This window comes from Actomonas aquatica, from assembly GCF_019679435.2.
GTDB classification, from domain to species: Bacteria; Verrucomicrobiota; Verrucomicrobiia; order Opitutales; family Opitutaceae; genus Actomonas; species Actomonas aquatica.
Map to the genome: position 1 here is coordinate 2,221,350 of NZ_CP139781.1, position 14,504 is coordinate 2,235,853.

Consider the following 14,504-nt stretch of genomic DNA (forward strand, 5'->3'; position numbering starts at 1 on the left):
TCTCGTCCGGTCTTCCCCCAAACCCGGCGCCCCACAAACGGGCCCGAAAAAACGACGTCAAAAAAGCCTCCAATCGGATCCCCGACTCGTCCCGGGACTGTCCATCAATTAACCACTCCTTTGGCCGCGCCTTGGCTTCGCGTTTCTTCGCGTCCTTCGCGGTTGAAAACCTACATCGCAGTCTCGCGGCTCGCTCCGCCTTCACCGCTCTCCCCATGAAAGTCACCTACTACGGCCACTCCGCCTTCCTCGTTGAAACCGCGCATCATCGCATCCTGATCGACCCCTTCCTCTCGGGTAACCCGTCCGCGCCGATCTCCGTCGATGAAGCCAAATGCGACTACATCCTGCTGACCCACGCCCACAGCGACCACAGCGCCGATGCCGAAGCCATCGCCACCGCCAACAACGCCACCATCGTCGCCAACTTTGAGATCGCCGAATACTACGCCGCCAAGGGCCTCACCACCCACGGCATGAACCCCGGCGGCGGCTTCAATTTCCCCTTCGGCCGCGTCACCCTCACGATCGCCTTCCACACCTCCAGCTTCGACAGTGAATCCCCCGCCATCTACGGCGGCGTGCCCTGCGGCATCGTCATCGAAGCCGACGGTCAACGCCTCTACCACGCCGGCGACACCGCGCTCTTCAGCGACATGCAGCTCATCGGTCGCCGCGGCCTCGACCTCGCCCTCGTCCCCATCGGTGACAACTTCACGATGGGACCGACCGACGCGCTCGACGCCCTCGATTACCTGAAGCCAAAGCTCGCCGTGCCGATCCACTACAACACCTGGCCGCCCATCGCTCAGGACGCCGATGCCTGGGCCCGCGCCGCCGGCGACCGCGGCCGCCCGGTCAAGGTCATGCAACCCGGCGACACGCTGGAACTCTGACCCGCCCCAAACGCAGTCGGGCGTAAAGCCCGACCCACAACCAGCAACGCAACCTCATTGTGGGTCGGGCTTTACGCCCGACATCGAGAGTATCCTCAGGTAGGGTCGGACCGCCGGGCCGACCGCTGCCTTGCCCCTCGGCCGTAGCGGCGGGCCCGGCGGTCCCGCCCTACCTTGGACGCGGCTTACGCGCACGCCGCGTCGATCGCTTTGAGCTCGTCGTCGCTGAACTCGGGCGCGCTCGCGCAGGCCACGTTTTCCTTGATCTGTTCCACGCTGCTGGCACCGATCAACACGGTCGTGATCGCCGGCTGACGCAGCACCCAGGTGAGCGCCATCTGCGCAAGCGTCTGGCCGCGCGCCTCGGCGATTTCGGCCAGCTTCAGGATGCGTCCCTGATTCTGCTCGATGTCTGTCGGATTGAGAAACACCGAGCTGCCCGCCGCGCGTGAACCCTCCGGAATCGACTTCAGGTAACGCGAGGTGAGCTGCCCTTGCGCGAGCGGCGAAAACGGAATGCAACCCACGCCGAGTTCTTCCAGCGCGGGCAAGAGCTCCGGCTCCACCCAACGGTCGAGCAGGTTGTAGCGCGGTTGATGGATCAGCAGCGGCACGCCGAGGTCATCGAGGATCTCGTGCGCGCGGCGCGTCATGTCGGCGTCGTAATTCGAGATGCCCGCGTAGAGCGCTTTGCCGCTGTGCACCGCGGTCGCGAGCGCGCCCATGGTTTCCTCGAGCGGCGTATCGGGATCGGGCCGGTGCGAATAGAAAATGTCCACATACTCCAGGCCCATGCGCTCGAGACTCTGGTCGAGGCTGGACAGCAGGTATTTGCGTGAACCCCACTCGCCGTAGGGGCCATCCCACATGTGATAACCGGCCTTGGTCGAAATGATCAGCTCGTCGCGATATTTGCCCAGATCGAGATCCAGGATTTTGCCGAAGTTCTCCTCCGCCGAGCCGGGAGGCGGACCATAATTGTTGGCCAGATCGAAGTGGGTAATGCCCAGATCAAAGGCCGCGCGGCAGAGCTCCCGGCCCTTTTCAAACACGTCCACCCCGCCGAAATTATGCCACAGCCCGAGCGACAGTCGGGACAACTTGAGGCCGCTGCGGCCACAGCGGGCGTAGGGCACTTGGGAGTAACGGTCGGAGGCGGCGACGTAGGGATTTGACATGGTGGCGCTACGCTGCGCGCGACGCTCAACCTTGTCCAATCGCCAATTGTCGGACTGATCGTGAACCGTTGAACGCGCGGTCGCGCACGCGTAGATCCGTCAGGGGTCAGGGTTTTCGATACCACTCGCCGCTCGCGTCCTGCAGCCAGACACCGGAGGCACTGCCGGCCGCGATCTGGCGGGCTCGCGCCTGCGCCACTTTATCGGCCGAGGCTCCCGCCCGTTTGGCGATCGCTTCATAAACGCTTTTGCGGTCCGCGTTCTCGCCGGCGACGAGTTGCGAGACCTGCCGATCGTTGCCGGTGCGCACGGCGAGCAGCCCATCGTGGGTCTCGCCGATCACCCCTTGGGCTTTCAATTCGTCGATACGCGGCAAGCGCTCCTTCATGCGGTCGCGGAGGGCGTCCATGTCTTGCGCCACTGCGCCGGCGGCGAAGAGGACGAAGGCCAAAAACCAAGTCAGAGGACGGGAAAGCGGTGCATTCATGACAGTAAAAGAAATGGGCAAAAACATGAGCTCAGCTCGCGGGGTCGGCGGTGATGGTCGACGACTGACGGTCGAGATCGCCGAAGAAGTCATCCAGCGCGCGATCCACCTTCACGTTCACGTCCACCACGGCGTGCACCTGGATGGGATCCATTTTGACGTGAACACAACCTGCCAGAAACAGGCAGGGCACGGCGGCGAGGAGGGACAGACGGCGCATAAGCAAAGAGATACTCGTTCCGACTGCCGGCGCAACCGGGAGGTTCCCGTTGGTCCGTGACAAAAACGTGGGGCGGTTCTAGCCGAAATGACGAAGTCGGGCGTAAAGCCCGACCCACATTCTCAGGTTTCAGCGCTATGCTGTGGGTCGGGCTTCACGCCCGACTTCGTTGCCTCTCCGTCCCTCACCCCTCACCGACTCCCTGCCGAGATACTCGCACGGTCATCCAAACCCAGCTCGATCAACTCCTGCAGCGGGCCGCTCACGTTCACCGTGAAATCCACCTTGTCCACCACCGCGGAATTCTCCGGTCGACCCACCAGGCGCACCCGCGCCGAGGTGCTGCCGTCAACCCCATCGGGATAGAGCTGAACCTCCAAGCGTTCCACTTGGATGAAACGCCGGCCTTGCTCGATTTCCTCCAACTCCGCTTTCGCCGGATTCTCCGCCGCGGTCCATTCCGCCAGCGGACCCAACCAGCTCGGCAACACCGCAATCTTCGCCGGCATGCGCCCGGAGAGCAGGCCCGGCGACGACGCCAGTTTCACCTGCGCCACTTCGGTGCTGAGCACCTGCAGGGCGCCCCGTCCAAACGCCAGGCCTTGCGCCAAACTCCAATTGATCGCGAAGCGTCCGCTCATGCGTCCGTTGGCCGCGCGCACAGCTTCCGGAAAATAGGGCGCCAGTTCGTCGATCGCCACCGCCTGCACCACCACCTCCGTGCTGAGCCGCGGCGCCGCCGGATCGATCGTAAACGGATCCAACGCCACTTCGCCCTGCCACAAGGCTATCCGCGCGTCGCTCACCCGCCATGCGCCGCCCTGCCCCTGCTCCTGCTCCGCGCGCAGGCTGCCCGGCCCGACCGGCGTATCCATAATTTCAGCACGCGCCCAGGCCAGCGTCACCGCCGCGTCGCGCAAGGCCGAGTCGGCCAGCTGCAACGTCGCCGCCACCTGCACCTCCTCCAAGCGCACGTTTTGCGCCGACCACGCCGCGGTCGGGCTTTGCCACGAAACGCTCAACCTGCCGTCCGCCCCGCCCTCGGCCTCAGCGCTGTAGGTGCCCTCTCCGGCCACCACCACGTCGCCCGCCAGATCCAACTCGCTCAACTCCGCCGGCAGCAAGGGCAAGAGCCACGTGCGCACCGCCGCCACCGCCAAGCGCTGCTCCGGGAGTCGCCAACGGTAGGCGCCGGCGTCGCCCGCCTCCTGCCACACCTCGACCCGCACTTCGCCCGCCGGAGTGTCGGCGGTAAACTGCAGCCGCAACGTTTCGCCCAGCGTCGTTTCGAGCGCGACGTTCCACGGGATTGCCGGCAACCGTTCGTCTGCGCGCAGCTCCCCCGCCCAGGCGCCGCTGATTCGCAGCGCGGGTGGGTGGGCTGCGGTCGTGTTCTCCGCCTGCGCGCCGATGCCCGTCCCTCCGACGAACAGCAGCAAAAAACAAAACAGGCGCGACATGCGGTTATTGACCGCGTGCGCGCCTGTCGGTTGCGAGGGAAAAGCCCGCGGCGATTACTTCGTCGGCACCGCCGGCAGGTTCCAGATGTCCTCGGCGTATTCGCGGATAGTGCGATCGCTGGAGAACTTGCCTACGCGAGCGGTGTTGAGGATCGCCATCTTGGCCCAGCGCTGCGGGTCCTTGTAGGCGAGGTCAACCTGAGCCTGCGCGTCGCTGTAGGCGCGGAAGTCGGCGAGGGCCATGAAGGGGTCACCGCCGTTGAGCAAGCTGTGGTAGAGCGGGCCAAAGGCGTGGTGCTCACCCGGCACGAAGTAGTCGGAATCGATCCACTCGAGCACGGCGCGCAGCTCTTCGTCGGCGTGATACACGTCCCACGGGTTGTAACCGGAAGCGCGCAGCGCCTCCACTTCGTCGACGGTCATGCCGAAGATGAAGATGTTGTCGTCGCCGACCTCCTCTTTGATTTCGACGTTGGCGCCGTCGAGCGTGCCGATGGTGAGCGCGCCGTTGAGGGCGAGCTTCATGTTGCCCGTGCCGGAAGCTTCCTTGCCGGCGGTGGAGATCTGCTCGGAGAGGTCGGCTGCCGGGATGATGCGTTCGGCGAGCGAGACGCGGTAGTTGGGCAGGAAGACGACCTTGAGCTTACCCTTCACCCGCTCGTCGTTGTTGATGCGGTTGCCGATGACATTGATCGCGCGGATGATGTTCTTCGCGAGGTCGTAACCCGGCGCAGCCTTGGCGGCGAAGAGGAACACGCGCGGCGCGACGTCGAGATCGGGGTTCTGCAGCAGGCGGCGGTAGAGCGCGACGATGTGCAGCAGGTTGAGGTGCTGGCGCTTGTATTCGTGCAGGCGCTTGATCTGCACGTCGAAGAGCGCGTCGGGCGAGACCTCGACGTCGCAGAGCTCTTTGATGAGCTTGGCGAGGTCGACCTTGTTGGCGCGCTTGATGTCCATGAACTTCTTTTGGAAGGCGGCATCGTCGGCGTATTTGCCGAGGTCCTGCAGCAGGTCGAGGTTACGCGGCCAATCCTCGTGTCCGAGGGTCTCGGTTATGAGAGCGGAGAGGCGCGGGTTGCAGTCGACCAACCAGCGGCGCGGCGTGATGCCGTTGGTCTTGTTGCGGAATTTGCCTGGGTAGAGGGAGTTGAAATACGGGAAGAGGTCCTTCTTCAGCAGCTCGGTATGGAGCGCGGCCACGCCGTTGACGGCGTGGGAACCGACGACCGCGAGGTTCGCCATGCGCAGCTGCTTGCCGCCGTTTTCTTCGACCAGCGAACACAGCTGCAGCATGCCGTTGTCGCCCGGCCATTTGGCGGCGACTTCCTCGAGGTGGCGACGGTTGACCTCGTAGATGAGTTGGAGGTGGCGCGGCAACACGCGCGAGAAGAGCGGCACGCTCCACTTCTCCAAGGCCTCGGGCAGGAGGGTGTGGTTGGTGTAGGCGAAGGTCTTGGTGACGATGCTCCAGGCGTCATCCCACGGCATGCTCTCTTCGTCGACGAGGATGCGCAGCAACTCCGCCACGGCGATGGCCGGATGGGTGTCGTTGAGCTGCACGGCGACTTTGTCGGCGAAGTTGTGCCAGCCGTTGCCTTCGATGCGCTCGTGGCGGCGGATGATGTCCTTCAGCGAGCAGGCGACGAAGAAGTATTGCTGCACGAGACGCAGCTCCTTGCCGTTCTCCGTCTTGTCGTTCGGGTAAAGCACCTTCGAGACGGTCTCGCTGGTGGCCTTGGCGCGCACCGCCTCGACGTAACCGCCGTCGTTGAAGGCGTTGAGGTCGAGCGGCTCGGTGGCGCGGGAGGTCCAGAGGCGCAGGATGTTCACCGTCTCGGTGCCGTAGCCCGGGATCGGAATGTCGTGCGGCACGCCCACGAGCGTGTGGGAGCATTTCCAGATCGGGCGGTAGTTGCCCTGATCGTCGAAGACGTTCTCCACGTGGCCATAGATCTGCACCTCCTGCTGGTATTCCGGGTGCATGAACTCCCACGGGGTGCCATAGATCATCCAGCTGTCCGGATGCTCGATCTGGTTGCCGTTTTCGTCGAAGGCCTGCCGGAAGAGACCAAACTCGTAATTGATGCCGTAGCCGATGGCCGGCAGGTCGAGGGTGGCCAGCGAATCGAGGAAACAGGCGGCGAGACGGCCCAGACCGCCATTCCCGAGACCCATGTCATCCTCGGCGCGACGCACCTGCTCCCAATCGACGCCGAGCTCGTCCAGAGCCTGGCGCGTGGCGGCGTAAACCCCGGCGTTGTGCAGCGTGCTGATGAGCAGGCGGCCCATCAAATATTCGAGGGAGAGGTAGTAGAGGCGACGGGCGTTGGCGTCGTTGTGGATCTCCTGCGTCTTGATCATGCGATCCAGCACGCGATCCCGCACCGCCATCGACGTGGCCAACTGCCAGTCGCGCGCCGTAGCCGTGCCCTCGTCGCGGGCTTGCGTGTAATTGAGGTGTCGCAGGACAGCCGCCTTCATCTCGGCCACCTCCGCAGCGGAGGGAGCGGCCTTCGTCTCAGTGACGACGGCTTTCTTGGCGGTCTTCTTGGTCGTGGTCTTCTGGGCAGACTTGCGAGTAGGCATGGGAAAAGTCGTAGGTTGGTGAAGCTCGGACAGAGCGAAAAGGGTGCCAACGGGCTCCCCGTCGGTCACTCCCAATCTTAGAACGGAACCCCAAAACGCCCGGACAAATCCGAGATAACCTATAACGTTACCTATCCGTCACTTCTGGAAGCGTCGCGCCAGCTCCCCGTGCGACATTTCCACGAAGGTAGGCCGCCCCGCCGGGCTGGTGAGTGGCGTGCGGCAGGCAAAAAGCTGACTCACCAGCGACATCCAATGCACTTCGCCGGTCTGCTCCGGCAGGCGCACCGCCTTGGCCGCCGCCAGCCGCGCCAGTTCGTCGTGCGCCAAATCGGGGTTGTCCTCCGGGAAACGCCCATCCCGCAACGCCCCGAGCAGGTCGCGCAGGAAGGACTCGGCATCGTTGGGCTCCATCCAGTCCGGCACCGCCTCGATGCGGAAAAAATTGCGCCCAAACTCCGCGATCTCGAAGCCGTGCGATTGGAGAAAACCGAGGCGATCGAGCAACAACGCCGCCGCGATCGGATCGAGCTCCACCGGCACCGCCAGCAACAGCCGCTGACTCGCCACTTTGCCCGCGCGAAACTCCGCCTGCAGACGCTCAAACCACACCCGCTCATGCGCCGACCGCCGATGCAGCATCACGATGCCCGCGCCCGTTTCGAACAGACCATACACGCCGTGCGCCATACCCACAAAACGCCAGCCTCGTCCGCCCGCCGCATGCGAGGCCTCGGCCGCCGGCCGCACGCCCTCCACGGGCGGCCCCTTGCCCGGCACCTGACGCAACGGTCCGAGCGAAGGCGTTGCCCCGCCGCTCCCTGCTGGTGCCGCCGCCGGTCGACTGCTCTGCACCGGCGCCGGACTGGGTGCCCGCGCCGCGATGCCGGAGTGTTGCGACGCCGTCGACGACGACGCGCTAGGCGGCGAGATCGGTCGCAGCTCCGCTGGCGGCAAGGGCTCGAGACCGTCGTCGCGACCAGGCGCCCCCGCGTCCCCGCGCAGCGCACGCAGCCGCTCCAGCACCGAGCGAATCACAAAGCTGCGCACCGCCGGCTCGCTGCGAAAACGCACTTCGCGCTTCGCCGGATGCACATTCACGTCCACTTCGTTCGGCGGCAGGTTAAAAAACACAAACGCCGGCGGATACCGCCCTTTCGGCAACGACTCGTGGTAACTCTCGATCAGCGCGTAGTTGAGCGTGCGATTGTCCACCGGCCGCCCGTTCACAAACACGATCATCTCATGCCGCGTCGACCGCCCCACCCCGGGTTTGCCGATCAACCCATCCAAACTCATCGACCCTTCCGCCGCCGTGATGGGCACGAGTTGCTCCGCCAATTGCCGCCCAAAAATCTCCGCCACGCGATCGACCAGCGCCGGGCACTCCGGCGAGCGGAAAATCACCCGTCCGTCCTCGATCAGGGTAAACGCCACGCCCGGACTCGCCAGCGCGTAGAGTCGCACTCCGGCCACGATGTGCGCCGCTTCGGTTTGGTCGCGTTTGAGGAACTTGCGCCGCGCCGGCACCGAGTTGAACAGATGCGCCACTTCGATGCGCGTGCCCACCGGCCGACCGCACTCGCGCACGTGCACGAGGCGCCCGCCATTCACCAACACCTCCGTGCCCAACTCCTCGCCCTCGGCCCGCGTCTGCAGGGTGAACTTCGACACCGAGGCGATCGACGGCACCGCCTCGCCCCGAAAACCGAAACTGCCCAGCACATCCAGATCGACCGCCTCGCTGATCTTGCTCGTCGCATGCCTCTCCAGCGACAGCAACGCGTTGTCCCGATTCATGCCGTGGCCGTTGTCCTCCACCCGCATGAGCGAGCGCCCGCCATGGCGAAACTCCACCTCGATGCGCGTTGCCCCCGCATCGAGCGCGTTCTCCACCAGCTCCTTCACCACCGCAGCCGGACGCTCAATCACCTCGCCCGCGGCGATCTGATTGGCAACTCGGTCTGGCAGGATGCGGATGTCGGGCATACGGCGGTAAAATCCCGATCCTCCGCACCGGCTCAACCCTCACGCAACGTTTAACCTCGCCGCCCTGCGGTCGTCAGCTCGACTCCGTCGGCAACTCGAGGTGGCGGCGCTCGATCGTGCGCACCGGCTCGCGGAAGAGCTGGAACCACCGAGTCTGGGACTCCCCTTCCACCCAGAAAATCCGGTCTTTCCACTCCGCCGGCAGGTCGAGTTCCACCACCGGCACCTCCACCTGCTCACTCATCGTAGGTTGGGGGATGTAGCTCGGAAACAGGTAGAGCGCGTCGTTGATCACCCGCGGCTCCACCATGGCCAAAAACACCGGCTCGTTCGGCGCCGACAGCCGCAACCGCACGATCTCCTCATTGGCCGAAATTACCGCCACCTTGGCGCCGTAAGCGCTCTCGTTCACGTCCACAAACTCGGTGGACTTGCGCAGCATCACGCAGCCGGTCGTCCCCCACACCGCCACCATTGCCCAACACAGGGCCAACAGGCGCAGGGGGGTAACCTTCACGCGTTTCATGGCGGACCTTACGTCACCGGCCGGGCCGGTCGGGTTCCATCCCATCCCCACCCTTTGGTGGCGGATCCAAACTCAACAACCCCACCAAATAGGTCGCCGCTCGAAACGGCCGCAGGATGGCATGCCCGATCGCTAGGGACGCCGGGGCATCCTCCTCTTCCTCCGGCAAACGCGCCAGCAGCGACGACAGCACTGCCACCGCCACCATCAGCAGCGCAAAAAAGCCCAAAAATACCCGCATATCGATGGCGGCCGCCCCCGTGACCGGATCTTCGCTCTTCAGCACCAGCCCCCACAAGATGGGCGACAATCCGCCCAGACACGCCGTCACCGCGCCATACACGCTCACCATCACCGTGCGTTCCTTCTCGTCCACCACCTGCGCCAGGTATTTCAGGTTCGCAATCGTCCAACAGGCTGCTGCCAGCCCCAACACAAAGTAGGCGACGTAGATTCCGCCCAACACCTCCCACCAGCCCAGGATGTAGGACGACCACGCCAACCCCACCGCCAAGTAGAGCAACATCGACACCAGGAAAAACGGTCGCGCCCCGCGCGCATCAATCCGCCGCCGGATCAACGCCGCCGCCACGATCACGCCACTGTAACGCAACACTTCGAAGCCCATGATCTGCCCCGCCGACAGATGCGGCCCGACTTTGAGGAAGTAAGCCAGAAACGGCGGAATCGGCGTCGTGAACACCGCATACCCCACCGCCAACCACAGGAAGCGCCGAAAATCCGAGCGCTTAAACATATGCCGCGGGGTGTCCCGCCACAGTTTGCCCAAACCGATCGGCTCCGGATTCGGCGCATCCGGCAACCGCCGCAGCGCCATAAAACTCAGCCCCGATCCCGTCAGCGCCAGTCCGTATTGGATCAGCAACGCCGTGTAGATCGGCAGCTGCGCAAACAGGGTCGCGCACAGCATCAGGGTCCCGACCCCCGCCACCCCCGACAAAAACTGGTCGCTGCCAAAATAACGCCCCCGCGCCTTCGGCGGCAGGATGGCATACAACCACGGCATGATCGACGCCGCCCCAATCGTGCGGAAGAAGCAGAACCAAAACACACTGCCAACCAGCGCCGGCGCCATCCAGGACTGCACGCCCCAGCGCGGCGCCACCACCGCCAGCCACATCGGCACCACCAGAAACACACTGCGCGAGGCCCAGCCGCCCAGCATGACCTTTTTGTAGCCAAACCGCGGCAACAGCGTCGTCGCCAGGATCTGGATCGGCGTCAGCAGAAACACAAAGGAGTAAGCCAACCCAACCTGAAACGCCGACGCTCCCAGCTCCTCGCAGAACAACACCATCGGCGTGCCGATGCCGATCTGCCACGCCATCGCGTTGAAAAATCCGAACCACAGCCCGGGCCGAAACGGCACCAGCTCCGGATCGCTTTTTTCAGTAGGTAGCAGCCGCGGGAGCATGACCCGACGGATATAGCTCAACCCAAACGCTTTTTCCAGCGCGCCAACTGCCGACGCACTTGTTTCGGCCCCGGCATACCGGTGCCAGTGCGGCGCGCGGCCGCCCGCTCGAGGTCAAAGACGCTCGCCCAATCGTCGCCCAACGCCGGATGAATCTGTTGCACGTCGGCGGTCGCCAGCTCGTTGAGCGGCACGCCGCTCGTCTCGGCCAGCTTCACCACCGCGCCCACCACGTGGTGCGCCTCGCGGAAGGGCACGCCATGCTCGACCAGGTAGTCGGCCAGATCGGTCGCCAGCAGCGCCGGATCGGCCACGGCCTTGGCGCAACGGTCACGGCGAATCTCCGCGCCGGTGAGCGTGCCCGCCACCACGGCGAGGCAGGTCATGGTCTGGTCAAAGCTGTCGAACACCGGCGGTTTGTCCTCCTGCAGGTCGCGGTTGTAGGTGAGCGGCAGCCCCTTCACCATCGTCAGCAGGGTCGTGAGGTTGCCATGCAAGCGTGCCGCCTTGCCGCGCAACAACTCGCAGGAATCCGGATTCTTCTTCTGCGGCATCAGCGAGGAGCCGGTGCAGAACGTATCCGGTAAGTTGATATAGCCAAACTCGCTGCTCGACCACAGGATGAGATCCTCCGCCAGCCGCGAGAAGTGCGCGCCGACCAGCGCACAGGCCGTGGCAAATTCGATGAACACGTCGCGATCCGCCACCGTGTCCATGGAGTTTTGCGTCACCCGCGGACGGCCCCGCGCGTCCACAAAGCCAAGCGTCTTGGCCGTAAACTCTCGATCGATCGGCAGCGTCGTGCCCGCCAACGCACCCGCGCCCAGCGGACACCAATTGGCGTGATCCGCCACCGCCGCAAACCGCGCGCGGTCGCGCTCAAACATTTCCAAATAAGCCGCCAGGTGATGCGCCACCTGCACTGGCTGCGCCCGCTGCAAATGCGTGTAACCCGGGATCATGACCTCGCCGTCCTGCTCAGCCAGCGCCAGCAAGGCCTTTTGCGCTTCGGCCAAGCGGCCGTCGACTTCAACGCAGGCCCACTTGAAGAACAGGCGCATGTCGGTCGCCACCTGATCATTGCGGCTGCGCGCCGTGTGTAACTTGGCCGCAGCCGGCACGCGCTTCGTCAGCGCCTGCTCGATGTTCATGTGCACATCCTCGAGCGCCGGGTTCCACTTGAACTTCCCGGCCGCCACCTCCTCGGCGATCACATCGAGACCGGCGTGAATCGCGTCACGCTCCGCCGCTGTGATCAGGCCCACGTGCGCCAGCATGGCCGAGTGGGCCTTGCTGCCCGCGATGTCAAAGGGCGCCAGTCGCGCATCGAACGAAACCGATTCGCTGAACGACAGCATCAACTCCGCGGGGCCAGCGGAGAAACGTCCGCCCCAGGTGGCTTGTTGTTTTTTGCGGGCCATGGTCGCGCGAGCACACGTGGCCACCCGCGCCCGCGCAACGCAGAAAGATAGGTCGCCACAAATGAGCGGATTCGATTGCGGCACCGCTACTCCCGCCCCACCTCTGTAGCATGCTGCGTTGTTTTCTTGCCCTGGCCTCCCTCTGGACCGGCATCACCCTCCTCGCTCAGGACGCCCCCACCCCTGCGCCTGCTCCGGTTGAGGCACCTCCGTCCACCGAGCCCCTGCCCGGGTTCTATCAGGAAGCCACCGTCGAGACCGCCCGCACCTCCATCTACATTGGCGCGGTCACCCTCAAGATGCCGCCCTTCGAACGCGACGGCGCGGCCTACGCCTCCACCTACTCGGCCAAGGTGTTTCCGTTCTTCTTCTACAACGAAGCCGGTTCACTCTCCATCAACCTCACCGATGAAGAGCTCCGCCAACTCGCCGCCGGCGAACGCGTCTACTTTAAGGGCGAAGCCTTCAACGAGGAGGGCGAACCCCGCCGCGTCGAAGGCCATGCCGATCCCACCGACGAACGCTCCGGTCAGATCAAGGTGCGCGTCTGGGTCTCGAAGAACATCGAGCTCATCTTCAACACCACCTACCGCTTCACCGGCGAAGAGACCGCGAGCGACGCCGACTCCGCCTGAGTCACCCGCCTTGCCGCGGCCGCAGATCGACCCACGCCACCACCAGCAACGCCGCGCCCAACAGCGCGAGCAACGGCGACACCACTTTGGCGAGAAAAACCATGCCGCCGGCCACCGCCAGCAGGATCAAACCCGCGGTGAGTTCGTAGTGCCCACGGTCCTTGCGCCGCTGGGTCAGGAGCTGCAGCGACATCGCCGCCGGAGCGAGCAGGCCCTCAGGCAACGGCCCGCCCTTTTCCACCGCCAGCCGCACCGCCTCCCGGACCGTCTGCTGCTTCTGTTTCATTTCCTGCCAGCCCATCCACATGCCGAACAATACGATCGGCAGGATGAAGGCGAACACCGCTAACACAACGGCATCACTGCGCCCCACTTGGGCGAGTAACACCGGGTATCCTGATGCTACGATTGAGTTCATGGTGTTTACTTTCTCGATACGGAGGGCAGCCTCGCCCCTCACAAAATTCGTCCCACGCCGGGCAGTCGCCGCAGTCCCGCGGCCAGGATCCAGCTCACCGCAATCGCGCTCACGGTTACCACCAGCGCCTTCAGCAGCCCCGGCCAGACCACCTCCAACAGGCAATACTGCAGCCACGTGACCACCGCATAGTGGATCACATACATGCCAAAGGCGTTCCGACTCAGACTCGTCCACCACCGGTTCGCCCCGCTGCGCTTCTTCGCAAAATAGGACAGCAGACAATAACTGGTCGTCGCGCAGCTCACCGTCATCAGCACCGCCGCCGCGTTGTTCCAAAACACCGAGGGTTCACCCTTTTCGAGCCGCAGCAGCGAGAAGATCAGCGCCGTCACAAACAACCCGAAGGCCAGCCACAACCCACCTTGCCACCAGCCCCATTGCCGCGCGAGCCGTCCATCCGCCGCCGCGAGGTCGCGGCCCAATCCACCGCGCTGCCCCAGCGCGATGCCGAAGACAAAGTAGGCCAAATAAAAACCCATCCGGGAGCTCTGCACAAAAAACGGTCCCCAGCTCAGCCAATGCGCCGGATCATAGACCCAGGTCAGCGGCAGATAACTCGCCACCCCGAGCCCGAGCAGCACACCAAACCCACGCAGGGGTCGCTCCCGACACCACACACCCAGCGCGCCGAGTCGCTCCAGCGCCCTCGGCGCAAAACGCTGCACCAGCGCCGCGAGCACACCAAAGACGAGCAACACCCACAGGAACCACACGGGCCCGGCCGGCCATCTACCCAAAGCCAGCCACGCCGCCCAAAAGCTCTCGGCCTCCGTCGCCGCCGCCCGCTGCAGATACGCCGGGTAATACGCCAGCGGCGCCAATACCGCCGCGCCGACCACAAACGGCAGTCCCAGCCGCAACAGCCGATCCCGCACAAAACGCCCCGCGCCTTTGCGCGCCAGGCTCGGTCCCACAAACAGACCCGAGAGCAGGAACATCAGCGCCATAAAAAACGAGTCGTTCCACAGCACCAACAGATCGAGTCCTTTGCCGCGCGCGGCATCGATGATCGGAAATCCGCCCCACACCAACCAGACATCAAACGCCCCCGGCTCCGGTGCATACGGAAAGTAAGCCAGCACCGCATGGTGCGTGATCACCAGCAGCGTGATGAAGGAGCGCAAGTTATCGAGGGCCGCACTGCGCGAAGACGGGGTCGTATTCATGATCTACCTACAGTTGAAGATTAC

The 14,504-nt window shown here is 64.5% G+C and carries 13 protein-coding genes; 2 read left to right on the forward strand and 11 right to left on the reverse strand.

Going from position 1 to position 14,504, the window contains the following annotated elements:
• Positions 1-215: 215 nt before the first annotated feature.
• On the forward strand, positions 216-896 hold the full coding sequence (locus K1X11_RS08705; RefSeq protein ID WP_221029824.1) for a metal-dependent hydrolase: 681 nt from the start codon (positions 216-218) through the stop codon (positions 894-896).
• A gap of 185 nt (positions 897-1,081) precedes the next feature.
• Here the strand turns inward: K1X11_RS08705 and K1X11_RS08710 are convergent, their stop codons facing one another.
• The 9 genes from K1X11_RS08710 to argH form a co-directional block, all read right to left on the reverse strand.
• Positions 1,082-2,074, reverse strand: coding sequence for an aldo/keto reductase (locus K1X11_RS08710; RefSeq protein ID WP_221029823.1), 993 nt, complete (start codon positions 2,072-2,074; stop codon positions 1,082-1,084).
• Positions 2,075-2,180: 106 nt separating this feature from the next.
• The gene (locus tag K1X11_RS08715; protein WP_221029822.1) at positions 2,181-2,561 is read right to left on the reverse strand and encodes a YdbL family probable chaperone protein; all 381 of its coding nucleotides are present in this window, start codon (positions 2,559-2,561) and stop codon (positions 2,181-2,183) included.
• A gap of 31 nt (positions 2,562-2,592) precedes the next feature.
• Complete coding sequence (locus tag K1X11_RS08720; protein ID WP_221029821.1) at positions 2,593-2,781, reverse strand: hypothetical protein; 189 nt, start codon at positions 2,779-2,781, stop codon at positions 2,593-2,595.
• Between the two features lie 191 nt (positions 2,782-2,972).
• Positions 2,973-4,241 carry a hypothetical protein gene (locus K1X11_RS08725; RefSeq protein WP_221029820.1) on the reverse strand — a complete coding sequence of 423 codons (1,269 nt, stop codon included), beginning with the start codon at positions 4,239-4,241 and terminating at the stop codon, positions 2,973-2,975.
• Positions 4,242-4,295: 54 nt separating this feature from the next.
• Positions 4,296-6,827: a glycogen/starch/alpha-glucan phosphorylase gene (locus K1X11_RS08730; protein WP_221029819.1), complete on the reverse strand. Its 2,532-nt coding sequence runs from the start codon at positions 6,825-6,827 to the stop codon at positions 4,296-4,298.
• A gap of 138 nt (positions 6,828-6,965) precedes the next feature.
• Positions 6,966-8,816 carry a DNA mismatch repair endonuclease MutL gene (gene mutL / locus K1X11_RS08735; protein WP_221029818.1) on the reverse strand — a complete coding sequence of 617 codons (1,851 nt, stop codon included), beginning with the start codon at positions 8,814-8,816 and terminating at the stop codon, positions 6,966-6,968.
• Between the two features lie 73 nt (positions 8,817-8,889).
• A complete protein-coding gene (locus tag K1X11_RS08740) occupies positions 8,890-9,342 on the reverse strand; it encodes a hypothetical protein (protein ID WP_221029817.1) in 453 nt (150 codons plus the stop codon).
• A gap of 13 nt (positions 9,343-9,355) precedes the next feature.
• Entirely contained in the window at positions 9,356-10,777 is a 1,422-nt protein-coding gene (locus tag K1X11_RS08745; protein WP_221029816.1) for an MFS transporter, read from the reverse strand.
• Between the two features lie 17 nt (positions 10,778-10,794).
• Positions 10,795-12,198: an argininosuccinate lyase gene (gene argH / locus K1X11_RS08750; protein ID WP_221029815.1), complete on the reverse strand. Its 1,404-nt coding sequence runs from the start codon at positions 12,196-12,198 to the stop codon at positions 10,795-10,797.
• Positions 12,199-12,308: 110 nt separating this feature from the next.
• Here argH and K1X11_RS08755 point away from each other — a divergent pair, with 110 nt between their 5' ends.
• Entirely contained in the window at positions 12,309-12,833 is a 525-nt protein-coding gene (locus tag K1X11_RS08755) for a hypothetical protein (RefSeq protein WP_221029814.1), read from the forward strand.
• Position 12,834: 1 nt separating this feature from the next.
• Here K1X11_RS08755 and K1X11_RS08760 read toward each other — a convergent pair whose 3' ends face one another.
• Together K1X11_RS08760 and K1X11_RS08765 are read right to left on the reverse strand one after the other, a co-directional pair.
• A complete protein-coding gene (locus tag K1X11_RS08760) occupies positions 12,835-13,251 on the reverse strand; it encodes a hypothetical protein (protein ID WP_221029813.1) in 417 nt (138 codons plus the stop codon).
• A gap of 38 nt (positions 13,252-13,289) precedes the next feature.
• Positions 13,290-14,480 carry an acyltransferase gene (locus K1X11_RS08765; protein ID WP_221029812.1) on the reverse strand — a complete coding sequence of 397 codons (1,191 nt, stop codon included), beginning with the start codon at positions 14,478-14,480 and terminating at the stop codon, positions 13,290-13,292.
• Positions 14,481-14,504: the final 24 nt, after the last annotated feature.